General features: G+C 48.1%; 15 protein-coding genes and 5 tRNA genes. 3 read left to right on the top strand and 17 right to left on the bottom strand.

Annotation, left to right across the window (positions count from 1 at the left end; all coding sequences use genetic code 11):
* Positions 1–179: 179 nt before the first annotated feature.
* Both A5320_RS12550 and A5320_RS12545 read right to left on the bottom strand, forming a co-directional pair.
* The gene (locus A5320_RS12550) at positions 180–1,106 is read right to left on the bottom strand and encodes an FAD-binding protein (RefSeq protein ID WP_068065218.1); all 927 of its coding nucleotides are present in this window, start codon (positions 1,104–1,106) and stop codon (positions 180–182) included.
* A complete protein-coding gene (locus tag A5320_RS12545; protein ID WP_068065214.1) occupies positions 1,106–1,855 on the bottom strand; it encodes an electron transfer flavoprotein subunit beta/FixA family protein in 750 nt (249 codons plus the stop codon). The genes A5320_RS12550 and A5320_RS12545 overlap by 1 nt, the downstream gene beginning before the upstream one ends.
* Before the next feature lie 265 nt (positions 1,856–2,120).
* On the opposite strand from A5320_RS12545, the gene A5320_RS12540 reads away from it, so the two are divergent.
* Both A5320_RS12540 and A5320_RS12535 read left to right on the top strand, forming a co-directional pair.
* Complete coding sequence (locus A5320_RS12540; RefSeq protein WP_197490141.1) at positions 2,121–3,755, top strand: electron transfer flavoprotein-ubiquinone oxidoreductase; 1,635 nt, start codon at positions 2,121–2,123, stop codon at positions 3,753–3,755.
* Between the two features lie 207 nt (positions 3,756–3,962).
* Entirely contained in the window at positions 3,963–4,832 is an 870-nt protein-coding gene (locus tag A5320_RS12535; protein ID WP_082971807.1) for a 5'-nucleotidase, lipoprotein e(P4) family, read from the top strand.
* Positions 4,833–4,914: 82 nt separating this feature from the next.
* On the opposite strand, the gene A5320_RS12530 is transcribed toward A5320_RS12535, so the two are convergent.
* Positions 4,915–5,877, bottom strand: coding sequence for an aldo/keto reductase (locus tag A5320_RS12530; protein ID WP_068065206.1), 963 nt, complete (start codon positions 5,875–5,877; stop codon positions 4,915–4,917).
* Positions 5,878–6,148: 271 nt separating this feature from the next.
* Here A5320_RS12530 and A5320_RS12525 point away from each other — a divergent pair, with 271 nt between their 5' ends.
* Positions 6,149–7,555 (top strand): SLC13 family permease, encoded by a 1,407-nt coding sequence (locus A5320_RS12525; protein ID WP_197490105.1) that lies wholly within the window; start codon positions 6,149–6,151, stop codon positions 7,553–7,555.
* A gap of 69 nt (positions 7,556–7,624) precedes the next feature.
* Here A5320_RS12525 and A5320_RS12520 read toward each other — a convergent pair whose 3' ends face one another.
* The 14 genes from A5320_RS12520 to A5320_RS12455 form a co-directional block, all read right to left on the bottom strand.
* Positions 7,625–7,894: a CBU_0592 family membrane protein gene (locus A5320_RS12520; protein WP_068065200.1), complete on the bottom strand. Its 270-nt coding sequence runs from the start codon at positions 7,892–7,894 to the stop codon at positions 7,625–7,627.
* A 413-nt stretch (positions 7,895–8,307) separates the two neighbouring features.
* Positions 8,308–8,383: transfer RNA gene (locus A5320_RS12515), tRNA-Gly, on the bottom strand.
* A 67-nt stretch (positions 8,384–8,450) separates the two neighbouring features.
* A tRNA-Leu gene (locus A5320_RS12510) sits at positions 8,451–8,537 on the bottom strand.
* A 51-nt stretch (positions 8,538–8,588) separates the two neighbouring features.
* Positions 8,589–8,662 (bottom strand) — tRNA-Cys (locus A5320_RS12505).
* A 28-nt stretch (positions 8,663–8,690) separates the two neighbouring features.
* A tRNA-Gly gene (locus A5320_RS12500) sits at positions 8,691–8,766 on the bottom strand.
* A 134-nt stretch (positions 8,767–8,900) separates the two neighbouring features.
* The gene (gene pgsA, locus A5320_RS12495) at positions 8,901–9,443 is read right to left on the bottom strand and encodes a CDP-diacylglycerol--glycerol-3-phosphate 3-phosphatidyltransferase (RefSeq protein ID WP_068065197.1); all 543 of its coding nucleotides are present in this window, start codon (positions 9,441–9,443) and stop codon (positions 8,901–8,903) included.
* 21 nt (positions 9,444–9,464) lie between these two features.
* A complete protein-coding gene (gene uvrC / locus A5320_RS12490) occupies positions 9,465–11,285 on the bottom strand; it encodes an excinuclease ABC subunit UvrC (protein WP_068065194.1) in 1,821 nt (606 codons plus the stop codon).
* Positions 11,286–11,315: 30 nt separating this feature from the next.
* Positions 11,316–11,969: a UvrY/SirA/GacA family response regulator transcription factor gene (uvrY, locus tag A5320_RS12485; protein ID WP_068066700.1), complete on the bottom strand. Its 654-nt coding sequence runs from the start codon at positions 11,967–11,969 to the stop codon at positions 11,316–11,318.
* Between the two features lie 202 nt (positions 11,970–12,171).
* Positions 12,172–12,262, bottom strand: a tRNA-Ser gene (locus A5320_RS12480).
* Between the two features lie 171 nt (positions 12,263–12,433).
* On the bottom strand, positions 12,434–12,820 hold the full coding sequence (locus tag A5320_RS12475; protein WP_068065190.1) for a hypothetical protein: 387 nt from the start codon (positions 12,818–12,820) through the stop codon (positions 12,434–12,436).
* 121 nt (positions 12,821–12,941) lie between these two features.
* Positions 12,942–13,319, bottom strand: a complete 378-nt coding sequence (locus tag A5320_RS12470; RefSeq protein ID WP_068065188.1) for a hypothetical protein — start codon at positions 13,317–13,319, stop codon at positions 12,942–12,944.
* Entirely contained in the window at positions 13,310–15,412 is a 2,103-nt protein-coding gene (locus A5320_RS12465; protein ID WP_197490104.1) for an RHS repeat domain-containing protein, read from the bottom strand. Before A5320_RS12465 ends, A5320_RS12470 begins: the two co-directional genes overlap by 10 nt.
* An 88-nt stretch (positions 15,413–15,500) precedes the next feature.
* A complete protein-coding gene (locus A5320_RS12460; RefSeq protein WP_197490103.1) occupies positions 15,501–15,833 on the bottom strand; it encodes an Imm58 family immunity protein in 333 nt (110 codons plus the stop codon).
* Between the two features lie 22 nt (positions 15,834–15,855).
* On the bottom strand, positions 15,856–26,310 hold the full coding sequence (locus A5320_RS12455; protein WP_068065183.1) for an Lcl domain-containing protein: 10,455 nt from the start codon (positions 26,308–26,310) through the stop codon (positions 15,856–15,858).
* Positions 26,311–26,356: the final 46 nt, after the last annotated feature.

Raw genomic sequence — 26,356 nt, 5'->3', positions numbered from 1 at the left:
AAAGATTCGTTCTGTCGGCGTCTTACTGTCAGCACAGCCGGCAGCAACAACTCCAGTAAACTCAGCTGTAACTGGATAGCCGCTGAACAACCAGCCTGGCCGGATTTTTTGCCACGACGCCAAAATAAAAAAAGCCAGTACAAAACTGGCTTTTAATGGCTTGTGCTATTGGTGCAGCGTTAAAGTTTCGCTTCAAGTTCCGGTAAGGCCACAAACAAATCGGCAACCAGACCATAATCCGCCACCTGAAAAATTGGCGCTTCAGCGTCTTTATTGATGGCGACTATCACTTTGGAATCTTTCATACCGGCTAAATGCTGAATAGCACCGGAAATACCCACCGCGATATACAGATCCGGTGCCACGATTTTACCGGTCTGGCCAACCTGCATGTCATTTGGTACAAAACCAGCATCAACTGCAGCACGGCTAGCACCAATGGCTGCGTTTAATTTATCGGCAATGCCTTCGAGTAATTTGAAGTTGTCGCCATTTTGCATGCCACGACCACCAGAGATAATTATTTTTGCCGCGGTCAGCTCTGGCCGTTCTGATTTCGTCAGCTCTTCACTGACAAATACCGATAATCCAGCATCTGTGGCTTGCGCGACAGCTTCAATCGGTGCCGCGTTACCGTTAGCAACCGCATCAAAGGCCGAACTACGTACTGTTAATACTTTAATGGCATCTGAAGATTGCACGGTGGCAATGGCATTGCCGGCATAGATAGGCCGCACAAAGGTATCTGCACTTTCAACGGCTATCACGTCAGATATCTGCGCAACATCCAAAAGTGCGGCAACGCGCGGCAGGCAGTTTTTACCGTGAGTGGTAGCAGCTGCCAGAATATGGCTGTAATCACGACCTAATTCGACCACCAATGCCGCCACATTCTCAGCAAGCTGATGCTGATAACACGCTGCATCAGCGACCAAAACTTTGGTTACACCAGCTAACGTCGCGGCTTCTGCTGCAGCTGCGCCACATTGAAAGCCGGCAACGAGCAGATGAATGTCACCACCAATTTTGGTTGCTGCTGCAACAGTTTTAGCGGTATCGGCTTTTAATGCCTGCTGGTTATGCTCTGCAATAATTAAAATAGCCATTAGATCACCTTCGCTTCTTGCTTTAATTTCGCCACCAGCGCATCAACGCTGTCAACCATCACTCCAGCCTGACGAACCGCAGGCGCTGCAACTTTCAGAGTTTTCACCTGGCTTTGTAAAACCACGCCAAAACTGTCAGCAGTCACTATGTCGAGCGGTTTTTTCTTGGCTTTCATAATGTTTGGTAAAGATGCATAGCGAGGTTCGTTTAAGCGTAAATCAGTGGAAACCACAGCTGGAAGTTTTAAAGAAACCGTCTGCAAACCACCGTCAATTTCACGGGTAACCGCGACTTTACCATCGGCCACCACAACTTTAGAGGCGAAGGTGCCCTGACCCATGCCGGTTAACGCCGCCAGCATCTGGCCGGTTTGATTATTATCAGAATCAATCGCTTGTTTACCGATAATCACCAGCTGTGGCTGCTCAGTACCTACAACTTTGGCCAACAGTTTAGCCACTTGCAATGAATCGAGGTTCAGTTCGGTTTCAATCAGAATCGCGCGATCAGCACCTAAGGCCAATGCCGTGCGTAATTGCTCTTGTGCACCACTTTGACCAATAGATACCACCACCACTTCTGTCGCAATGCCTGCTTCTTTTAAGCGGACCGCTTCTTCGACTGCGATTTCACAAAACGGGTTTAGTGACATCTTAACGTTAGCTAAATCAACGCCGGTTTGGTCTGCTTTAACCCGGACCTTCACGTTATAATCGACGACCCGTTTTACCGGTACTAATATTTTCATGGATAGGAACCCCTGTCTGCATTGGTCAGGTTGACGTGAAGGTAAACTTCAGCTGTTATTGATGCCGGACAATCTAACTACTGTTGACGTTAACGTCAACCTGAAATACCCTTGCAAGCAGCACAAAGGTGTAGAAATTTGTCTGGAACGTAAATCTGGAACCTAAAGTTGAACAGCTATTGCTACTGTAAGCAAAACCAGCAGCTGACGGCAATCAATCATACACAAAATAATAATCAAGGGGACCGCCGTGGAACGCGAATCAATGGAGTTTGACGTTGTAATTGTTGGGGCCGGACCGTCAGGCCTATCGGCAGCGATCCGTCTGATGCAGCAAGCAAAATCTGCTAATTCCGAATTAACAGTATGTGTAGTAGAAAAAGGCTCGGAAGTTGGCGCCCATATTTTATCCGGCGCGGTATTTGAAACCAAAGCATTAAACGAGTTGCTACCGGACTGGCAAGAGCTTGGTGCCCCATTGGGTACAGCAGTCAGCCACGATGATATCTATTATCTGCAATCTGATTCGCAGGCACGCAAAGTCCCGAATATGCTGGTACCAAAAACCATGCATAACAGCGGTAACTATATTGTTTCCATGGGTAACGTCTGCCGTTGGCTGGCCACCCAGGCTGAAAATCTCGGTGTAGAAATTTTCCCGGGGTTTAGCGCTGCCAGTCTGATCATTGAAGACAATGTGGTAAAAGGCATTGTTACCGGCGATATGGGCCTGGATAAACACGGTCAGCAAAAAAGCAGTTTTACCCCAGGCATGGAGCTTCGCGCTAAATACACCTTGTTCGCTGAAGGTTGTCGTGGCCATTTGGGTAAAGAGCTGATTAACCATTATCAGCTGGATGCCGGTAAATCGCCGCAGCATTATGCCATTGGTTTTAAAGAAATCTGGGACATTGACCCGAACAAACATCAGCCTGGTTTAGTGTTGCACTCGGCCGGCTGGCCGCTACAAAGTGACACCAGTGGCGGCGGTTATCTGTATCACGCTGAAAACAATCAGGTTGTGGTAGGCCTCATCATCGATTTAAACTACAGCAACCCCTATTTAAGCCCGTTTGATGAGTTCCAGCGTTACAAACATCACCCGGTGATCAGCCAGTATTTAACCGGCGGCAAAAGGGTTTGTTATGGTGCGCGTGCCATCGCCAAAGGTGGCCTGAATAGCTTGCCAAAAATGAGTTTCCCTGGCGGTTTATTGATTGGCTGTGATGCCGGTACATTAAATTTTGCCAAAATCAAAGGCAACCACACTGCGATGAAATCGGGCATGTTGGCTGCTGAAGCCGTATTTGCCAAACTCGCTGCGGATCAACAAGGTGGCAGCGATTTAACCTCTTTCCAAAGCTTATTTGAACAAAGCTGGTTATATGACGAATTATACCGTTCGCGTAACTTTGGCCCTGCGATGCATAAATTTGGCTCTTTGCTTGGTGGCGCTTTTAATACCCTGGATCAAAATTTGTTTGGTGGGAAATTACCTTTTACCCTCAAAGACAACACTTTTGACCATGCCAGCCTGAAACTGGCGGCGGACAGCGTGCAGCTGCAATACGCTAAACCTGACAATGTGCTGAGTTTTGATAAGCTGACATCCGTGTTTTTATCCAACACCAACCACGAAGAAGAACAGCCGTGCCATTTGCAGTTACTGGACGCCAGCATTCCAATTGCAGTGAATTACGCTAAATACGCGGAGCCAGCGCAGCGTTATTGCCCGGCCGGTGTCTATGAAGTAGTGGGCATTGAGACTAATGAACCCAGGTTTCAAATTAATGCGCAAAACTGCGTGCACTGTAAAACCTGTGACATTAAAGACCCGAGCCAGAATATTCGCTGGGTGACGCCAGAAGGCGCTGGTGGCCCTAATTATCCGAATATGTAATGACGACTGATATTTGAACTCTTCAGGCAGCCAAGTGCTGCCTGAATTTTTAGTCAGATGCTGCTGGCTGCAAAAAACATTCAGCGCACGACCACTCCAGTTAATCCCGACAAGCATTGTAATTTAGCAAAATGGCATTATCATCTGCGTTTTAGTTGCGTAGCTTTTTCCAGAGCTATTTGCAGAGTTCGTTGCATTGAGGTGTTCATGTCTATTGTTTCCCACACTTTCCCCGGCAAAATTAGCCTTGCCAGTTTACTGCTCCTTGGTTTGAGCGCTTGCCAGACCACTGTTCCTTCGAGTGCATCGAACCAGGTACAAGAGCAGCCTGCCGCACACAATAATTTTAACAGCGTATTGTGGTATCAAACTTCCGCAGAGTTTCGCGCTAACAGCATTCAGACCTATCGTCAGGCGACAGATTTATTAAGCAAAGCCAAAAATGACAATCAATGGACCGTATGGCCGCAAGCCAATGCCGCGAATTTACCGCCAGCCATTATCGTCGATATCGACGAAACCATTCTGGATAACTCACCTGCTGCTGCACAGGATATTTTAACCAATGCCGCTTTTAGTGATGCCAGTTGGGATCGCTGGGTGAGTCTGGCTAAAGCCGATGCAGTGCCGGGCGCAGTGGCTTTTGTGAATGCGGCTGAAGCCATGGGCATTAAAGTTTTGTACATCAGCAATCGGGCTTGTAGCAAACGTGCAAACACCCCTAGCGCGTGTCCGCAAAAAGATGACACGTTGAAAAATCTGCAAGCTGTTGGTATTCAACAAATTAGCGCGGCTCAACTCTGGCTGAAAGCCGAACAGCCAGACTGGAGCAGTGAAAAAGAAAGCCGTCGTCAGCTCGCGATGCAAAGCTATCGGGTGATTATGTCAGTAGGCGATGATTTTGGTGATTTTCTGCCAAATGTGAAGAAGAACATCACACCAGCGCAACGCGCAGCGTTAGTTGATCAATATCAGGCACATTGGGGCACTAAGTTTTTTATGCTGCCAAACCCAACTTACGGTTCTTGGGACACCATTTTAGACCAGCCAAAACAGCAATATCTGCGCGGTTTCTGATCATTTGTTAACTGTGGGGTCAGAGTCAATTATTAACATATCTGTTGTTAACAATTGACTCTGACCCCGGAATTAACATTTATTATGGTAACGGTTGGCCTCTGCTTGCTACATAAAGCGCATACCAATGCTCACGGCTGAGTTGAACATTTCTTGCCTCTGCACATGCTTTGATACGCATCGGATTGGTGGTGCCAATCACCGGTTGAATGCCGGCAGGATGGCGCATCAACCATCCCAGCACTATTGCTTCCGGTGAACACTGATACAGTGCCGCCAACTTTAATACCAAATCAGCAGTCTGCTGCTGAGCTGGAGTTTGAGGTGCTTTACCCCCGGTAAACAAACCTTGCGCCAAACTGCCCCAGGCCTGAATTTGCACCTGATGTTGCTGACAATATTCGACAGTGCCGTAGCCAAAAAAGTGGGCAGCGCCCTGCGTCATGCCCGTTAACACGTTTTGTTCCAGCCAATCGATTTTCGCCAGACTCATTTCCAGCTGATTGACCAGCAGCGGCTGCGACATGGCTGATTGCAGTAATTGCAACTGTGGCACGCCAAAATTGGAAACACCGACATTGCGAATTTTGCCTTCCAGCTGCAACGCCTGCAGTACCGCGGCAACTTCATGCACGTCCATCAACGGATCCGGCCGGTGCAACAACAACAAATCAATATACCCGCACTGCAACTGACGTAACGACAGTTCTACTTGCTGGCGAATGTAGCTTGCAGAAAAATCATAACGGCCAACCGCCTCATCGTCTTTAAAGCGAATGGCGCATTTGGTTTGGATCAGAATTTTTTCCCGTAAGCCCGGATGCATTGCCAGGTAGTCGCCGAATACTTGCTCAGCTTTGCCGCGGGTGTAAATGTCGGCATGGTCAAACAGGGTGAAGTTTTGCGCCAAGGCGCTATCAAGTGCCTGATACGACAAGCGGCGGGCTTCCGCACTAATGTCTGGCACATTCCAGTCACCGCCAAGCCCCATACAGCCAAATACCATGGTGCCGGCTGTTGGATAGGTTGTTAAAAGTGGTTGCATCAAAAATACCAGTTAAGATAAACAAAACAGCAGTGTAGCGAAAACAGCGAATCAGCCTCAAATATTTTTGGCATTTTGAAAGTTGTAAAGCTGCCGGGCAGATTTCGACTGAATGACACCCACATTAACAACAGGATTGCGGATTATATAAATCAACATTCTAAAAGTCGTTACAAAGCATAAATTTGTATCAAAACTTGCGGTAAAGTAGCGTCTGGAATTTGCGTCATCATTGGCGATGGCACTTAAATCTGGCAACTATGGAATTCAGATGAAAATTAACAGTTATTACCTGTTACTGGCCGGACCGGCGTTATTAATATTTACCTTGCTCACCGCCCCGCCGCTCGCCGGTATGTCTGCGCCTGCCTGGCATGTCACCGGTTTAATGCTATGGATGATCCTGTGGTGGATCAGCGAAGTGATGCCGATCCCGGTCACCTCCATTTTACCGATGATTTTTATTCCGCTGCTTGGCATCGACAAAATGGACGCCGCTACTGCGCCTTATGCCCATCCGTTGATCTTTTTATTTTTTGGTGGGTTCTTTTTATCGATAGCGATGGAAAAAACCGGTCTGCACCAACGCATTGCGTTAAAAGCCTTGCAGTTCACCGGCCAGAAGCCAGCGGCGCAAGTGGCGGGTTTAATGGCCGTAACAGCGTTTTTATCGATGTGGATGTCCAATACCGCAACGGCCGTGATGATGCTGCCAATTGGTTTATCGATGATTAAAATGGCGCATGCCAGTAATCAGGATGATTTTGGCAAAGCAGTGTTGCTGGCGATTGCCTATAGCGCCAGTATCGGCGGCATTGCCACCTTAATTGGCACACCACCCAATGCGCTGCTGGCGGCCTATTTAAGTAAAAGTTATCAAATTCAGATCAGTTTTGCTGATTGGATGCTCGTTGGTGTCCCCCTGGCACTGGTGATGTTGGCTGTATGCTGGATCTGGTTGTGTAAGTTTCACTTTAAATTACCAGCCAGCAGCGACGGGCAGCATAATTTTAAGCAGGAACTGGCAGCGCTGGGCCCGTTACGGCGTTCAGAAGCATTGGTGTTATTGGTATTCACCCTGGCGGCTGTGAGCTGGATCAGCCAGCAATGGTTGGTGAAATGGACAGGTTTGCCGCTGAGTGACACCATGATTGCGCTAATAGCCGCAACAGTATTATTTGTGTTGCCCGGGGAGCAACAACAACGCCTCTTAGTGTGGAAAGACAGCCAACAGGTCCCCTGGGGTGTATTGTTACTGTTTGGTGGAGGTCTTAGCATGGCCGATCAAATTCAGAAAACAGGCGTTTCTGAATTGCTGGCACAACAATTAAGTTTGCTGCAGGGCATTCCGCCGGTATTTATTCTACTGACCGTCACCACGCTGATTATTTTCTTAACCGAAGTAACCAGCAACACAGCCACGGCAGCAGCGTTTTTACCTTTACTTGGGCCTGTAGCGGTTTCGATGGACTTGTCACCACTGTATCTGGTGGTGCCAGCAGCATTGGCTGCCAGCTTTGCATTTATGCTGCCGGTAGCGACACCACCAAATGCGATTGTATTTGCCAGTGGCAAATTACAAATTAAGGATATGGTGAAAGCCGGTTTGGTGCTGAATTTAGTCGGGATTGTGGCGATTAGTATCGCCAGTAGTTGGCTGGGACCGATGTTGCAGTAAACTGCATTTAGTAACCAACATTTAATAAACAAAAAGCGGGATCAATGCGCGGCACTGATCCCGTTTCTATCACGAGGGTGAATTCTCGGCTTTGCGATCTTGCTTCAGATAACCATAAAGCCCAATCAGCGATGCCACAATCCAGAAGATTTCGATGACAAAACTGGCAAGATTAAAGTTAATACAAAGACTAAACAGCAAAAATAACGCGCCGGACAAATTCATCAGGTTATATAACAAACCTTTTGGCGACACTTTATTCAGTTGAAGTAAAAAGAACGCGCCAACGACCAGGCAGGTACCTGCCATGCCGACGATGTCTGCAATGATATTAAGCATAATGAGTAAATCCAGAACAAGCTGAAGTCGTCCAAAACAGGCTGGCCCTTTCCTTGGGAAGGACGGTTCTCAAAATCCATGAGACAGCTTGATTATGCCCTTCATCCTTGAAGCTGTAGGGGTGTTGCCTTCGCGCGTTCTCCCCAGTCACATAGAACTGCTATGCTCCTGGGGTTTCACTCGCTCGTCGCCTACCTACAACTTCAATGATTTTGGGCATCCCCTTCATCCTTGAAGTTGCGGGGGTGTTGGCCGCCTTTGCTTGCTGGGGCCTTTCTGCGACTTCAATGATGTTGGGATCAGGCAGCAATTATGCTGCTTCGTGCAAAAACAAAACGCCGCGATTAAGCGGCGTTTTGTTTATTCTTTTGTTCACCGAAGTCACAGCAAACTGCGATTCGATAAAGCCATTTTGGAGCGGGCAACGAGACTCGAACTCGTGACCTCGACCTTGGCAAGGTAGCGCTCTACCAACTGAGCTATGCCCGCATAAAACTTTTAGTAAATCTTCTTAATTTGCTGTTGCGCATTTACTTCTGCTTTGCAGGTCAGTAAATGGTGCCCGGGGCCGGACTTGAACCGGCACGCCCTTTCGAGCGAGGGATTTTAAATCCCTTGTGTCTACCGATTTCACCACCCGGGCAGACAACTTTCTTTACTCTTTTTTTGGCTGCTTCAAACAGCTTTTACAACATGGAGGCGGGTCCCGGAGTCGAACCGAGGTGGACGGATTTGCAATCCGCTGCATGGCCATTCTGCCAACCCGCCTGCGCTTTCTTGTCGTAAATTAGTGATTTGGAGCGGGCAACGAGACTCGAACTCGTGACCTCGACCTTGGCAAGGTAGCGCTCTACCAACTGAGCTATGCCCGCATCCAGAAAGGCTTACGCCCTAACACGAGACGCATTCTACTGAGTTTAATCAATCCGTCAACCAGAAACTTGCAGATTGCAAATCGTTTGCTCAATTTTTAACAGGCTTGCCGGATAAAGCAGCAAGCTGTTGATTATTGTTTTAAATCTTGCCAGGCCGCGCGTAAATAAACCACCATCGACCACAGCGTCAACACAGTTGCGAAATACAACAATGCCATGCCTAAATCAGTGATCCATGTGATCGGTTGCCAGATGAGGCCGATCAGAGCCAGCATCTGTACCGCAGTTTTCCATTTGCCCATGTCCGATACTTTGACCTGAGCACTGCGCCCTACTGCCGCCATCCACTCGCGCAAACCTGAAATAATAATTTCGCGGCTAATCATCAGAAAGGCCGGCACGGTCACCAACAAAGTTTGCATATCAACGGCAATCAACACCAGTGCAGCAGCCACCATAGTTTTGTCGGCAACCGGGTCAAGGAAAGCGCCAAAAGCAGTGGATTGTTGTAACTTCCGGGCAAGATAGCCGTCAAGCGCGTCGGTAATCGCCGCTAGCCAAAACACAAAAGCAGCCAGGAAACGGGCATGTTCATGGGTAGAATAAAAGCAAAAAACAAAAACCGGGATTAAAAAAATTCGAAACAAAGTGAGTATATTCGGCACATTCCACATCAACGGGCTCTCAGATATTTTTTAATTCTTATTATGACAAGCCGAGTATATAACTTCGGCCTGCACTTTGGAAATGCCGGGAACGGTCGCCAGTTCCTGAACTGTCGCTTTCATTACGCCTTGCAAACCGCCGAGGTATTGTAACAAAGCTTGTCGGCGTTTCTCACCTATGCCAGCAATATTTTCTAACGGGCTTTGCAGCAACTTTTTACCGCGTTTATTACGATGGCCGGTAATGGCGTACCGATGCGCTTCATCGCGGATTTGTTGGATAAGATGCAGCGCTGGTGCATCAGGCGGCAAACTCATTTCTTTCCCACCTGGTAAAATGAGCGTTTCTAGCCCTGGCTTACGACTGGTGCCTTTGGCAACGCCCAGTAACAATGGCTTTTTATGCAAGGGAAAGGTTTCAAAAAAGCTCACTGCCTGATTAAGCTGACCCAAACCACCGTCAATCAACACAATGTCAGGTACCCTGCTTTCGTCCTGCAATTTGCCATAACGTTTATTCATCGCAAACTGCATCGCGGCGTAATCATCACCGGGCGTAATACCTTCGACATTAAACCGTCGATATTCACTTTTATCCGGCCCTTCGCCATTAAACACTACACAAGAAGCAATGGTTTGTTGCCCCATGGTATGGCTGATATCAAAACACTCCATCCGCTGAATATCATCGAGTTGCAGCAACTTCTTCAACTGTGAATATCGCACCGCCATCTGCAAACCAAAGGATAACTTGCTATCACAGGCTGTTTTGGCATTTTTTTCGGCCAACGACAAATAACGGGCTTTTTCACCGCGTTTTACCGCCAGCAAGTTCACCTTGCGCTCGGCCAACTGCCCAATCGCATTGGCAATCGCTTCGGCATCCGGCAGCTCTTGTCCCAACACAATATCGCGCGGAATCGTCTGGCCACTGATGCCGTTTAAATAAAACTGTAGGATAAACGCCGGCAGAATTTCATCAGGATCGGTATCGGCAGGAACTTTCGGATGATAGGTTTTACTGCCCAGAATTTTCCGATCCCGCACAAACAGCACATGCACCGCCGCCACGCCGTGCGAATAGTGGTAACCAATGACGTCCATTTCATCCTGATCGCCACTGACCGTTTGCTGCTCCTGCACTTTTCGCAGCGCCGCAATTTGGTCGCGTAACTGCGCTGCCTGTTCAAACTCCAGGCCCTGGCTGGCTTTGTCCATTAAGGCGACCAAATCATCAATCACTAACTGATTTTTTCCGCTTAAAAACAGCCGGGTTAAACGCACTTGTTCGGCATATGCCTCATCACTGATTTTTCCAACACATGGCGCCGAGCAGAGTTTCAGCTGATATTGCAAACATGGTCGGGTTCTGGCGCGATAAAACCCATCTTCACATTGGCGCACCGGAAAGATTTTCTGTAATAGTTTCAGGCTTTCCCAAACCGCACCGGCACTTGGATATGGCCCAAAATACTGGCCGGCATTTTTACGCGGGCCACGATGCGACGTCAGTCTGGGGTGTTTATGATCGGTCAGCAGAATAAATGGGTAGGATTTATCATCACGCAGCAGCACATTGTATTTGGGCATGAACTGCTTGATCAGATTGTTTTCTAAAATCAGCGCTTCAGTTTCGCTGTGCGTGACAATCAGTTCAACGGCGGCAATCTGGCTGACTAAGGCTCGGGTTTTCACACCAGGTACATTGCTACGGAAATAGCTGGCCAGCCGCTTTTTTAAATCTTTGGCTTTGCCTACATAAATCACCACTTCTTGCTTATTCAACATCCGGTAAACCCCGGGTTGTTGCGGCGCGGTGGCTAAAAAAGCTTTGGCATCAAATGTGGTCATAGCAAAAACAACAACTTAAACACGCTTATATTAGACAATATCGATCATGCCGTGGCGCAGCGCGAGATGCGTCAGCTCGACATCACCGCTGATGCCGAGTTTTTCAAACATCCGGTAGCGATAAGAGTTTACGGTTTTAGCGCTGACGTTTAGCTGATCGGCAATATCATTGACCTTACCGCCTTTGGTGATCATCAACATAATTTGCAATTCACGTTCTGATAATTCATCAAACGGGTTTTGGCTGTTGGACTGGATTTTACTAAGCGCCATTTTTTGCGCTACTTCGTCCGAAATATAACGCTGCCCTGCTGCAACTTTGCGGATGGCATCAATCATTTCTTTTGGCGCCGCATTTTTTGAAATAAAACCAGCAGCGCCCATTTGCATCACTTTGGTGGGCACCGGCTCTTCAAACGACACCGATAGCGCCAGAATTTTAATATCCGGGCAATAATGCAAAATGCGTTTAGTTGCCGCCATACCGCCAATACCGGGCATATTCATATCCATCAGCACGACATCAGGTGGGATCACATCGGTGGTTTCGTTGCGACAATATTGCACGGCTTGCTCGCCGGAACTGGCTTCCGCCACGACCCGCAGGCCACGTTCATCTTTTAAAATGCGGCTGATCCCGGTTCGGACCAACTCATGATCATCAACCAACAAAATGTTAATCAATTGCAATACCACCGAAAGGGTCGAAGAAACGCAGTGAATCAATTGCGGCTAGCATAGCTGAGCAAACTACAGATTGCTATGGCAAAGTAGCACCGTGGAATATAGTAGCGGAGGAAGTAAAGGTTGTATCTTGCGGCTCGCATTTATTGAAATTCAACCGCCCAGGAACGACAAAACCACCCGAAGGTGGTTGAGTAGGAAGTGGCGGAGAGAAAGAGATTCGAACTCTTGAAGGGCTACTAACCCTCGCCGGTTTTCAAGACCGGTGCATTAAACCACTCTGCCATCTCTCCGCGATGGACGGCATAATAAAAACTCTGACAAAACTTGTAAAGCGCTTTTTATGACAACAACGTCTGTTTGCTCAGCTTTTCACCAGAGCGGGCTTAATTGGTGCTAAAAGCAGCGGATTACATCTCTGCTGCAGGAGAAAGCCAGTTTCGTGGTGGGAATGCCTGCGTGCATCAACCCGAAGGTGACTTTTCAAAAACTGTGCTGATGCTATTGTCGCTCATGATTTTGCTTACTAACCGGCCATTGCCATCATAGCTGTAGGTCGCGTTGCCGCTTTGCGCCAACTGGTCGCCTTGTGTGTAGCTGGCACTTTGGTTGTTAATCCCCCGCAGCAGGCTGCTAAAACCAATCCGGTTGCCATTGGCATCAAACTGATAAGCTTCCGTCACAGTGCCATTTTGTTTGACTTCGGTTAAACGGTATCGGTCGTCGTATGTGTAGTCAGACACCAGCGCGCGGCCATCTAACACACGCTCGGTTTTACGAACAATTTGCCCTACGCTGTTGTATTCAAGCTGATAGCCGGTACTTGCCAGGTTATCCAGCTGATACTGCACGCTGGTCGCTTCACCATAGCCATTCTACAACCAGCTTTGGCTGAGTTTGCCGTCCTTCAGCAGCGATGGCAGGCCGTTGTCGGCGCGGTAGCTAAAGCAAAAATCATGTCAACGAAACAAATCATTGTTTATTTTTAAAACGTCTATGTTGGACTTTTTCGCTCCTATTTTTAGACCCAGCCCAAGGTTTCCAATCTCCTCGAGCCTCTGTATTGGCCTGCTTTGTAAATTGTCCCTGCTTAAATCTCGCCATACAAAAAAATACATACATGAGGGCGATGAAAAATGATGGAACTTTTATTAGCAAAGCCAGGAAAAAAACAAAAGCACTCGCTGCACCAGCATCATATTGAACATACTTAGCTGATCTCAGTTGCATTATTTCTCCGAAACATAGCACCATGTAAAAATCAAACGAAAGAAACGCCACCAGAAATATACTTACAAACAAGAAAAATAATGAAGGTTTTCCAAAGATACCAATTAGATTTAGTTGCATGATGACATACCATCGTAGAAGTCCGAAGCGGTCTCTTTCATGTTAACGTCAAACAGATCAAGCCATGCGGCAACACCGGCCCCACCAGTCAGATCCCAAATTACTCCGCTAATAATTGGCCTATATTGACCTGCATTGGCAATTTTTTTGGCTCTGGTTTTTCTTGCAGTTTTACTATTTGTTCGCCATGCGTACGCTTTTTTTCTCGCGTGGTAAGTCAAATAGCCAGACCTTGCTGCCCCCGCCAAACTTACTCCCGAAGCATACCCCTCACCAACTTTTTTCGATGATTTATAATGAGAAGAATTTTTATTTACGGAACCATCAGTACCAAATTTTTCTCTTACAGTTCCTAAATCAACTAGGTCAAGAGTTACAGCTGACACAATCCCATCACCAAACCCCGCTGCAGCATCCACAGCACCTTGTGGTAGGGTTGCGCCGCCAGTTGCATTGTAGATTGCTCCCCACAGCCAATCCATCCCAGCCATGCCGCCTCGGTCCATGAAATTAACCGGATCCCCAAGCACATACCCATAAAGATTAGTATCCCCACCGGCAAAACCTATCGGGTCGCGGGCGGTCCAGCGTCCTGTCTCAGGGTCGTAATCGCGATAACCAAAACGAATCAGTTTGGTATCCGCATCAACCAAACCACCGGCAAAACCGAACGGCAGATTAAACGCCGGATGGCTGTCGCTAATGACGTTACCGTAGCTATCGTAGCGGATGGCTTTGACCACGACGCCACTGCTATTGCTGATAACCCGTGGGCTGCCTAAATGGTCGGTTTGAATGTAATAACGCTGGCCACTTTGGGTAAAACTGACCGGGGTGTGGCCTAAACCGTATTCAAACCGTTGTTTGACAGAGTCATCCGGGTTATACACCGCCAGCAGTGTGGTTAAATCCTGCCACAGGTATTTTTCCACGACGACGCCTTTGACCAGTTTGGCTACACGCTGACCCAGCGCATTGTGCCGGTAGGTGATGGCTTTCTCCGGGGTGGTCACTGCCAATAACCGGCCGCTGCTGCTGTACTGGTATTGGGTTGCTTTGCTGATGCTATTTTCAGTTGTGGTTTTACTGGCTAACCGGCCATTGCCATCATAGCTGTAGGTTGCATTGCCACTTTGCGCCAACTGGTCGCCATGTGTGTAGCTGGCACTTTGATTGTTAACACCCCGTAGCAGGCTGCTAAAACCAATCCGGTTGCCATTGGCATCAAACTGATAAGCTTCCGTCACAGTGCCGTTTTGTTTCACTTCGGTTAAACGGTATCTGTCATCGTATGTGTAATCAGACACCAGCGCGCTGCCATCTAACTCGCGCTCGGTCTTGCGAACAATTTGCCCTACGCTGTTGTATTCAAGCTGATAGCCGGTACTTGCCAGGTTATCCAGCTGATACTGCACGCTGGTCGCTTCTCCATAGCCATTCCACAACCAGCTTTGGCTGAGCTTGCCGTCCTTTAGTAGCTCGGGCAGGCCGTTGTCAGCGCGGTAGCTGATAGCAAAGCCATGAATGCCGGTCACCAGGCCGTCTTTATCGTAACTCAGGCTGGTGCTGCCACCGGCGTAACTTAAACTATTAACCTGTAAATCATTGTTGTAACCGTAGCTCAGGCTACTATTTAGCTCGCCGCTGTATTGCATCGATGTCAGCAGGCTGCCGTCGTAGCTGTAGTTGACCTTCTCAGTGCCTTCCTTTACTTCCTTCAACTGGTCGCCCTGCTGATACAGATACTCGCTGGTTCCCTCCGGCATTTGTGTACTGGCCAGACGGCCATTCTGATAGCCGTACTCAATCCGGTCACCCGCTGGCAGCTCAATTGCCGTCAGTTGCTTATCACGGTTGTAGACATAACGTGTGGTGCTGTTCACCGGCCGCGTTTCGCTGGCAGTGTTGCCAACGCCATTCACGGTAAAATCATGCTGCTCCAGGCTTGGTACTATCACCGCGACGGCGTTGCCATTGGCATCATACTGCGTTTGCGTGCTATGACCGTCCGGGTAAGTCACCCGGGTGATCCGCCCTAAGTCGTCATACTGATAGCTGGTTACCTTGCCGTCGGCTGCAGTGACCTTAAACACAAAGCCTTCATTTAGTGAAGGCTTTTGCAAAAACCAAGCTGAATTGACTACAGATCCTTTTACGAGAATCTGCTCTGACGTTTCCTCATCAATTTCGCCTAATTTGACTATTGCCAACGCTCTTTAACTTGCCGTGCTCGAAGTTAAATCGAGTGTCATGAAACCAAATGACATTCTCTTCCTTTGTAATGACAATCATCTCCGTCGGATGACGCTCTGCGTCGGCATGCAACTTCTCGAGCACCGCTTGCTCCGGCATGTCGATCCAAGCGTCGCCTAATAGCCTTTCCATCCTTCGCATCGCAGCGATCTCGACATCAGCACTCTGCCGCGCGTAGCTCAGCGATATAGAACGGTCAATCCACAGGTATGCAAGCACCACACATCCAACCAGTAATACAATTAACGTAAAAGTCATCATTTTAGTCTTCATAATTCCTCACTCACATTCCTGCATTAAAGGCGTCTTTAGCAAAGGTTCGACAGTGGTTTGCGCTCCATGGCTTCCAGTTATATTGGGGCCGACTTTCGCTTTCGGCAAAGCGCATTACATGTTCGTATACCTTATTTTGATTGACTGTGACATTACAACTCAGTTCAGCCTTCGTCCCCTTACCTGCGTCCCGCGACAACGCTGCCCGCAACATATCCATTGACTTAGATGTCGGTCGACCATCTTTACCTATTACAAGATTCGGCATAGGCACTCGACGGACGTTTCCGAGGTCAGCCGCCAAACCAACTCCAACAACTCCTGGCATATTTGGGTTGTAGCGGCCAAACTCGTAATACTTCGTTACACCTGATAAGTCATAGCCCACGACGCCTCCATGCCCACCTAGCCAAGTGCTTGTTTTTCCATCGATATATTCAATCGGGTAATCTGGAAAAAGAACTTTACATGCAGCCAATCCTTCAGGGTCAATCGAATTAACCGGATCCCCCAACACATACCCATAAAGGTTAGTATCGCCACCGGCAAAGCCTATCGGGTCGCGGGCGGTCCAGCGTCCTGTTTCCGGGTCATAATCGCGATAACCAAATCGAATCAGCTTGGTATCCGCATCATACAAACCACCGGCAAAACCGAACGGTATTCCAAACGCTGGATGGCTGTCGCTAATGACGTTACCGTAGCTGTCGTAGCGGATGGCTTTGACCACGGAGCCATTGACGCTACTGATAACCCTTGGGCTACCTAAATGGTCGGTCTGAATATAATACCGCTGACCACTTTGGGTAAAACTGACCGGGGTGTGGCCTAAACCGTATTCAAACCGTTGTTTGACAGAGTCATCCGGGTTATACACCGCCAGCAGTGTGGTTAAATCCTGCCACAGGTATTTTTCAGTAACAGCGCCATTGACCAGTTTCGCCACCCGTTGGCCCAGCGCATTGTGCCGGTAAGTGATGGCTTTCTCCGGCGTGGTCACTGCCAATAACCGGCCGCTGCTGCTGTACTGATATTGGGTGGCTGTGCTGATGCTATTTTCAGTTGTGGTTTTACTGGCTAACCGACCATTGCCATCATAGGTGTAGGTTGCATTGCCGCTTTGCGCCAACTGGTCGCCTTGTGCATAGCTGGCACTTTGGTTGTTAATCCCCCGCAGCAGGCTGCTAAAACCAACCCGGTTGCCATTGGCATCAAACTGATAAGCTTCCGTCACAGTGCCGTTTTGTTTGACTTCGGTTAAACGGTATCTGTCATCATAGGTATAATCAAACACCCGCTCGCTGCCATCGAACTCACGCTCGGTTTTACGAACGATTTGTCCAACTCGGTTGTATTCAAGCTGATAGCCGCTGCTGGCCTGGTTATCTAACTGATACTGCACGCTGGTCGCTTCGCCATAGCCATTCCACAACCAGCTTTGGCTGAGCTTGCCGTCCGAGAGCAGCTCTGGCAGGCCGTTGTCGGCGCGGTAACTGATTTCAAAGCCATGAATGCCAGTCACCAGGCCGTCTTTATCGTAACTCAGACTGGTGCTGCCACCGGCGTAACTTAAGCTATTAACCTGTAAATCATTGTTGTAACCGTAGCTAAGGCTACTATTTAGCTCGCCGCTATATTGCATCGACGTCAGCAAGCTGCCGTCGTAGCTGTAGTTGACCTTCTCAGTGCCTTCCTTTACTTCCTGCAGCTGGTCACCCTGCTGATACAGATACTCGCTGGTTCCTTCCGGCATTTGTGTACTGACCAGACGGCCATTCTGATAGCCGTACTCAATCCGCTCACCCGATGGCAACTCAATTGCCGTCAGTTGCTTGTCACGGTTGTACACATAACGCGTGGTGCTGTTCACCGGCCGCGTTTCGCTGGCGGTATTGCCAATGCCATTCACGGTAAAATCATGCTGCTCCAGGCTTGGCACTATCACCGCGACGGCGTTGCCATTGGCATCATACTGCGTTTGGGTGCTATGCCCATCCGGGTATGTCACCCGGGTGACCCGGCCTAAGTCGTCATACTGGTAGCTGGTTACCTTGCCATCGGCTGCGGTGACACTGCTGACCTGGCCGCGCGCTGCAGTGTCGTAGCTGTATAGCACCTGCCGCTCGCCAGTCGTGCTTTGCTTCAGACGGCCCCGGCTGTCATAGCTAAAGGTGCTGTCAAACAAGCTCGTCACACTTTGCTTGCTCAGCAGCAAGGTTTGCAGATCAAGATAGCTGGTGCTGGTTCGCCCTTCGGGTGATGTACTTTGTGTGATACCAGTACGGGCGTTAACTTCGGCGGTGCTGGTTTTGCCATTGCTTTGCGCCGTCAGGGTATAAATAGCGGTGTCAGCACCATTTTCTGCATAGGTTTTGCTAATACTGCTGGTATTGCTTAAACCACTGGGAAAAGTAGTGACTATCGTCTTCGGCATTGGCCGCAACGTTTTACTATCCAGCACATTCTTAACTAACGTCACCACGCCATAACTGGTGCTGCTTTCCGTCAGTTCGTCGGCACTTTGCACATACACCGTCTGGCCGCCACTTTCGCTGGTGGTACTGGTTTGAATGTCCCGGTTGGCAAGCACCTGTCGAATACTCTGGTAGGCATTGCCTTCAGCGGTCTGGTAACCATATCTGTTGACACCACGAGCGTCACGGTGATCAAAGAATTGCCAACTAGCGCCTTCAGGTGCAGTCACCTGCTCTACTCGTCCGGCAGCGTTATATAACCGCCCAAATACATATTCATTCGGATCGGTTTTTTCCTTTAACAAGCCTCTTTCGTTGTAGAAGAACTGGAAATCACTGCCATCTTCATACTTAACCTCGGTCAAGAAATTATTCTGATCGATCAATAACTGGGTTCGCTGGCCGTCTGGCGCGATAATCGCGGTGACACGGCCGGTACTATCACGTTCAATATTCAGCGTATTGCTAAAGCTGTCACTGATCTGGCTCAGTTTTCCGGCAACATTGTATTGGTAAAGGGTTAAGTCTTTACCTGCTGTACTATCAAAGGTAGCAACATGCTGGCCTTTGCTGTTAAAGCGAAATGGCATGCGTGACGAGGTGTTGTCCTGACGCACACAGCGCACATGATATATATCCGTTTTTTTGAAATTTTCACTGTTAAAGCTGTTGCTTTCAACCGCCCAGGCCTGGTCATCAACCTGTAAATTAGTGGTGCTGGTCCAGTAGGGGTTACGATGCGGCGCTTGAGGGTTCCATGACACACCCACTGGCAGAGTGGTGTAATGCTGGAACACTGCATTTGGCAAAGTGTAAAATAGCTCGTTCACGTTCGGCAGGCGCCAGTCATCAAAACCTGCATGCTCTGACGCTTCACAATGCGCAATGCTACCCTGCCAATCCCTTTTTACACTGGTGTTGTCTGCACTGTCTTGCCACATCAGACCGCTGTTTTTATCCACTACAACGTCCAGACTGGCATTACGGGTTAAGCCGGTAATGGTGCTGACATCCAAATCTTCACCACGGACACAGACTGCTGCAATAGGCCTGTTGGTTTCGTTCAGGGTATTCTGATGCCACATATCCCTTGCCTGAGTAATGCTGTAGATGATCTGGGTGTTGTTCGCCCCGGATTTATCAATGGTGTAGCCTACTTCTTTTGGTGTGGGTAAACGCCATCGCAAAGTGGTCTTAGTCGGCAAGGCTGCACAATATGCGGCTGCTTGTTCTTTGAACCGGAATCGCTCCGGTAACCGAGGATTCTGCCATTCAAGGCCGGTCACTCTATCGATAATGGTATTGTCACTGCTAATGGTGTAATCGATGTTGCGCCCGCCTGCCTGATAATGGCCGTCGTCTCCCACAACATGGCTATAAGTCTGACCGGTTCGCAAGATCAGTGATGAGGTTGCGACATCAGCTACAGTACCGCTACCTAAATAGACTTTACCTTTAGGGTCAAACTCGTGCACATTTGACAGTGACCAACCTTCAGCCAGTTGGCTGTCAAAGGTATTTTTAATACTGACACCACGCTGCTGCCAGGCAATCACATTTTGCCGACCTGGCACTTGCGTCACCACATCACTCAGTGTCGCCCAGGCTACCGGAAAGCTGGACAACGGTTGTCCGCTGGTGGCGGCATTACCTGAACTTAAATATACCGTTGGATATTCAAAACCGATGCTGACACGGCCGCTGACAATGCCTTCGGCACGCTTGCCATCAGGATGTGTACCATCCCAGATAAACTCGGCTTCCACATTTGGTGCCGGGTTAAATTCCTGCTCAAACACCCGACCGGCTATTTCAAAGCGGGCAATCATTTTCTCCAACGACGGTGGTATGTTATCGCCGCTGACCGCAACATGGATTTTATGTTGATAACCAAAGGTTCGCTGACTGGAATAATGCAGCCGTAAGTCGGTACCAGCGATTGCGATATCTTCGTGGAATGACTGTTGGTAAGGGTTGGCAAAAGACCCCGTCTTTGCATTCTCACAGTTCTTTTCATCTTCCTCGCCGGTATCCCCCTCAAGCAATTCAATAGCTTCCGGCCCTTCCGCATCGGCAGCCGACCAGTTCAAATCATAAGGTGTCATATGTTTAAACGCAGCGCGCCACAGCGTATCACCAGCGCGGTAACCTGCCAGGCCAATCGCTTCATCCGTGGAACTGCCATTGTTATTTACATCATCGGCATTGCCATCGTCGTTGTAGTCAATCCCATCAACAACACCGTCGCTGTTTTTGTCGAGCAGCTTAACCACCACACCATTGGGTGAGGCAATCCATTTGGACAGGTTGCGGTCGAAATATCCGACTGGCACTATTTCTCCCACCGGGAACTGCAGGAAATTGTCTAAATACAGCACCACATCAGCGTTGTAATGCACAGAGTCGGTGTAATGTGTGCCGGCAACATGTAAGTCGGAAGCCCAGGTAAAGGCAGTTTCTACCGGTAGCTCACCGGGCATTGATGCCGGAGTTTCAAATTCGGTTGCGCTAAAAGCAAACTGCTGCACCGGGCGTCTTGAGCCATCTTTGGAACGGATTTCGGCTGAGGTGATACCGTTAAAGACCACAGTGGCACGGCGTTCACCAAATTCATCACTGATCAGTGTCGACTGATGTACTTGCGGGGTGCCGGATGTCAGGTCGATAAAGCTTTGTTTGCTGTCTCGCTCCAGTAACATCACATCAGGCAAAGCCGCCCATTGACTGCTGGTTGCAATAACAGAGCGCTGCAGCACCAGATGATTTGTTTTCTGATACACCACCGTTTGCGCACCAGCGGGGCCCGCCAGCATAAAACGACCATCGGCGTTGGTTTTGACCGAACCGTAGTCTGCAGCCAGCAATAAACTAACATCCACATCAGGCAGCGGTCGGCCATCCCGGTCAGTCACTAAGCCACTAAAGACCGCCAGCGCCATTGGGTTGAGGTTTTGTACCGTGGCATTGTCGGCAATATATTCACTCAATGGTGCCGCAGCAGTGCCCGCCAATACGGAAGTGTCCGTCGCTTCACCCACGGTAATATAAAGCCGGTTCGACTCAATAGCACCGGCTTTGGCAAATAGCGTGGTTGTTCCGCTACGCTCAGCATAGACATGACTATTTTTTACTGAGGCAACGGAATAAGTGTCGGCTTCAAATTGCACCAAAGCGCTTAAATCCCGCTGACTACCATCTTGGTAAATGCCGGTGACGGTAAGTGCTGAAGATTGGCCAACCACTAAATGTAAATTTGCCGGGGTAACCGTGAGTTGTTTCAGACCCGTCAGCTGTGGATCATCAGCCGGTAAATCCAGTTGATTGACCAGACAGCCTTGCGCCTGACTGACATCCACTTTACCGATACGGGATTCGTCCCAATTCGGACCCTGATCGATGGTGTTAAAAACGATGAGTGTGCTTTGTTCCGTGGGCGGTGTTACTCCAGGCTGATAAAATGAGTGTCGCGTAGCTAAACCTATAACGCCTTCGCTTTTGTCATCGCCATGATTGTCGTTTAATCCGGTTTGCAATAAATGGTCCCGATGTCCCCATGGTTGTCCTGTAATGCCGAAATCAGCAAACCAGTCTTTATCTTCATACAACCATGCATAGACAGAACTAGCCATCGGATAATGAACACCATCACCAACATGATCTGGGACGTATGAAATTGATTCAGCCATGCGAATAAAACGATCAGCAAAGTTTGTAATGTCAACATGCGCCAACAGACGCTCTAGTGGCGTACGTCCATCATTATGGTGACCAATTACTTGGTTACGATCTTGAATATATTTAGCGTAGTTCCATGCGACTTTGCGCACAGCAGCGTCATAACCTGAATAAGGTTTTATGCCTCTGGCGACTCGTTCGGCATTTATCAGATACAAGCCTTGTTGCTCCTCACTCATTGAATTCCACACGGCTTGAGTTGGCATCAACAGATATTGGTGAACAGAAGGGTCCTTAGCGCGGGCATGATTAAAAGCCCGGGCGATGTCCTCTACCTTAGGAGCATAGCCACCTGTCCAAGGAATGTTATCTTTCGGATACATTGCTTTATACGATCGATCATCTGCTACAGGTGTGGCTGGACACACAGTAAACTTATGGACAAGAGCAGGTTTCACTTCGATTTTAATGTTCGGTTTGTATTGAGCAGATACGCCATTGGCATCCCAAATCGTCAGCTTCAGCTCAACCATCCCAACAGTCGAGAACTTAGTACGTAAGATGGCCTGGTCACCCAATACAGCTTTTGTCTTCACATTCAGCCATTGAAAACGTTCAATATGTCCGTTTGGTACGCTACTAGCACTCGCATCCAACAATAGTTCCTGCCCCACACGAATTGACGTTTGGTAGGGGGCTACTGCAGGAATGCCTGGCACATGTACAAAACTTCGAACACAACGAGGAGAGCCATTACTACCCGACTTCTGGTGGTTTATACCATCCAATGTGTTTAATTCATGGCTGCCATGATCGCGATATCTGAAAACAGTATCTGGGGTTGAAGGCAACCATTGAGAGCCTGCATAAGTAGGTACAAAATTAAAGGCTGTTGGCATGCGACGAGTGCCGTCGGTGTTCTTCCCGCCGTAAACATCAAACTCCAGCAGCAAGGTGTGCGATTCATTAATATTTGGTAAGCGCCAGTCGTCAAAACCGGCATAATTCAGATTTTCACAATATGCAGCGGCGTCCTGCCAGAGTATTCTTTCGCGATCGATTTGAGGACCGTCTTCCCACATTAGATTGTTCGTTTTATCAATAGTCACAGCCAAGGGTTCCAGCCGTTGAAAATCCGGCTGAAATTGCTCCAGACCGCTGACACATCTCACATGCTCTTCAAAATCTGGATTGATGGCTCGTAAACGCTGAGTTGCGAATTCGACTCTGTTTTCAATAGAATTGAAATACGAACCAAACATCGGCCCCTCAAGAGCAAGGGTTACGTAATCTTCATAATACTGCCAGTCCCCTGCCAAGTGTTTAAACGCAAAGTCAATAGGACGCATCAATGGCCCAGTTACTTTGCGATCGCGATTTTGAGTTAACAGATACAACATTTCAAGCCGTGAAGGCAAACGCCAATCGGTAATCCCGCCCAATTCAAGATTATTGCAATAATTAACACCAGCCTCTGGGCTTCTCTTGATTGTTTCAACAGCGGCATCATCTTGCCAAATCAATCCATTGACTTTATCTACCACCACTTCCCGCAGATCATCCCGTTCGAAAACCCGCTCGGTGCCCAGCTGAGTGGCCCCATCTTCCCAGGGATTTTCAAACGTACTAATACCTGTTTTGGGAATTTTCGAATGTCCTGGCGGCAGAGACGCCAAGGTGTGGAATTCTTTTACTTCAATACTGTAGGAAAGCTCCGCAGACTTGCCATAACGATCTTCAACCCGGATAACCACTTGATGTTGACCAACTTGTTCCGATGACGGCGTCCATTTGATATGAGTTTTTTGATGATCTTCATCAGCATGTAAAGTTAACCCTAGTGGCGCTTGCAGCAGGCTAAAGCTTGCAGGATCACTGTAATTGTCATAGTCGTAAATCACCACCAGATCTCTGAACGCGACTTCTTTAAAGGCAAGAGTACGTGGTTGATGTTCGAATTTTGGCGGCCGGTTTTCATAATTAAACACCAAAGTAAACACCGCCGAAGCCTGGCTCATTGCGTCTGTTATCACTTTGACTTCAATTGGCTGGTTTTTGGGGTCGCCATATTGTGGTTTCCAGCCCATTGCCCCTGTATCCGCAATCATTTGCATATTGGATGGTGGATTGACCAGACTAAAACAATAAAGATGGTTGGTTCTGGCTGACGCGCTGAAATCAAATTCTGCCCATTCGTTGACGCGGTCAGCGATTAATTCCGATGATTGAATAACAATATTGCTGTCGCCGGCAATTTTTAGCTGAGGGTTGTTCTGATAATACGAATTTAAACTTTCGCAATTGAGGAACACCGCACCGGCCGCCGCAATCTTAAAATCTGCTGTTGCAACAGGTTCAGTCGCTGCAAACAGTTCAAAAATTTCTGCTTTATCTATGAATCCATCTTTCAATACAACCGAAGTAAGATTGTTTTTGCGGCTAAAGAATTGTGGGATCCGAACCTCATCGGTTTTGGAACTAGTCGGTACGATTAAATCGTCGCCAGAGCGAGTGAGCTTACTTAAAGTTTGAGCTCGTGTGAGTCCGGAGCGGATCCATAACAACACCGTTGTAAATTGGTCGCCTTGTGGATATAGAATGTCTTTACCATTGCTACTTTCAATTTCAATTTGAATTTCGCGTGTCCGTTCCGACTCATAGATATTCGTGTAGACTGGTCCAAAACCCTGAACAACAATAATATCGTTGCCTGCGAGGCCCTTGATGTGCTCGACACCCATCCGGTTGACCAGCAAATCTGGCCCCGTCGTACCTGTCAGCACATTTTTTGTCTTGTCACCGAATGCTGGTTTTCTGCTCAACATACTGGCTGTAGGGGGTGTTGCATTTAACGCCTGAAATAATTCCAGCCTGGTTAATGATTCTCCATTGAGAAACTTAATCACTTCTAAGGTATTGAGCAGGGTGAAAAATTGCTGAACTCTGATTGTTTGTGCTCCAAGATTTAAGCTGAGTACAAGATCCTCTCCGACACGGCTCAATCCAGCCAGCACATTCGCTTTGGCGATACCATCACCAAACAACAGTTCATTTTTGCCTTCAGTATCAACGATAAGATCATGTCCGTGACCGGCATAAATACGGTAACGATCATCACCTTTGCCGCCCAGCATCACATCGTTGCCAAGACCCGGGTTAAACAAGGTTTTATCCAGATTTGCGATCAACAAATCGTCGGTTTCTGTGCTTTGTACTTTGGAGAAATCACCGTCATTCCCGATATCACAATTTATTCCAGAGCAAGGATCTGGATTTTCTCCTCCTGTCACAGGTTCATTTAGGTCAAACTGCTGTGTGGGTGCAACCATGTAAAATCGGTCATTTTTTGTTGCTGGAGTAAGACTGAAATACGCAAAAATTTGATTTGCTGAAAGTTCACCACCGCTTTCGAACCGAATACTGCTGAGGGTATGACTACGGATGAAGAACTCGAAAACTACAATTTCGCTTTGAGTTTTAGCATTGACGATGATTAAATCATTGCCGACTTTCTGCAAACTTTCAGCAATATCAGCTAAAACAACATCTGGTTTAAATTGAATGACGTTATTTCCCTCATAAGCCACAATCAACTTTTGGGTACTACTTCCATCAAATGGCATCACTACACCTGGTCCTCGGGGAACCAAAATATCTGCGCCCGCTAAACTGTTAAATTGAGTTGTGCCATAACGGGCAATGAGAATGTCGGCTTTATCGGTTCCAACAAGCGTTGGCACACCCGAAGTGCCTGGTTTAAGCGCCAATGATGCCGCTGTCTTTGTTGGCGCTTTCACTCCAAAAAGCGGAAAAATTTGTGCTTTGGTCAGCTTTTGGCCATTTTTAAATTGGAGTTCGTCGATGGTATTGGCAATAGAAAAAAACGAGCGGATTGTTAACATTTGTTCGCTGAAGCCGAACCGAATCACCAGATCATTGCCGGATCTTAGTAACCCTTTATGGACTTCGGAGTAGAAGATCCCTTCGCCGAATGCAACCTTGTTACTTCCAACGCTGTCATGAATGACATCGCGGCCATCTCCTTTTTCGATGACATAGATCTGTGCGCCAGTGCCACTGACCATAAAATCATCGCCCTTGCTGGCGACAATTCGGGTATGAGTGCTACCTGCAACAATAAAATCACGACCTACGGTCCCATCTATTTGTGTTGACTGCGTAGTTACCTGTGTCGCATTCGATTCAGTGGGCAATTGTAACAATTCGAGAGAAAAAGCGGTTTGATGCGAAAACAGGGTAAACAGCGCAATAACGGCCAATGATTGAACACGGTTCTTAATGGAGCGATGATCCATGCTGATTAAATTCCTTTTTATCGTCGAAATAGCATTGGGTTTGTTG

It is taken from the genome of Rheinheimera sp. SA_1 (assembly GCF_001669775.1).
Classification (GTDB): Bacteria; Pseudomonadota; Gammaproteobacteria; order Enterobacterales; family Alteromonadaceae; genus Pararheinheimera.
The sequence above is the reverse complement of the archived record's forward strand: the minus strand, read 5'-3'. Positions and strand labels throughout refer to the sequence as shown.

Coding starts and splice junctions, on each gene's coding strand:
- A5320_RS12455 (WP_068065183.1), bottom strand. CDS start 26,310: ATGGATCATCGCTCCATTAAGAACCGTGTTCAATCATTGGCCGTTATT.
- A5320_RS12470 (WP_068065188.1), bottom strand. CDS start 13,319: ATGCAACTAAATCTAATTGGTATCTTTGGAAAACCTTCATTATTTTTC.
- A5320_RS12535 (WP_082971807.1), top strand. CDS start 3,963: ATGTCTATTGTTTCCCACACTTTCCCCGGCAAAATTAGCCTTGCCAGT.
- uvrC (WP_068065194.1), bottom strand. CDS start 11,285: ATGACCACATTTGATGCCAAAGCTTTTTTAGCCACCGCGCCGCAACAA.
- A5320_RS12540 (WP_197490141.1), top strand. CDS start 2,121: ATGGAGTTTGACGTTGTAATTGTTGGGGCCGGACCGTCAGGCCTATCG.
- A5320_RS12545 (WP_068065214.1), bottom strand. CDS start 1,855: ATGAAAATATTAGTACCGGTAAAACGGGTCGTCGATTATAACGTGAAG.
- pgsA (WP_068065197.1), bottom strand. CDS start 9,443: ATGTGGAATGTGCCGAATATACTCACTTTGTTTCGAATTTTTTTAATC.
- A5320_RS12550 (WP_068065218.1), bottom strand. CDS start 1,106: ATGGCTATTTTAATTATTGCAGAGCATAACCAGCAGGCATTAAAAGCC.
- A5320_RS12520 (WP_068065200.1), bottom strand. CDS start 7,894: ATGCTTAATATCATTGCAGACATCGTCGGCATGGCAGGTACCTGCCTG.
- A5320_RS12530 (WP_068065206.1), bottom strand. CDS start 5,877: ATGCAACCACTTTTAACAACCTATCCAACAGCCGGCACCATGGTATTT.
- A5320_RS12525 (WP_197490105.1), top strand. CDS start 6,149: ATGAAAATTAACAGTTATTACCTGTTACTGGCCGGACCGGCGTTATTA.
- A5320_RS12460 (WP_197490103.1), bottom strand. CDS start 15,833: ATGATGACTTTTACGTTAATTGTATTACTGGTTGGATGTGTGGTGCTT.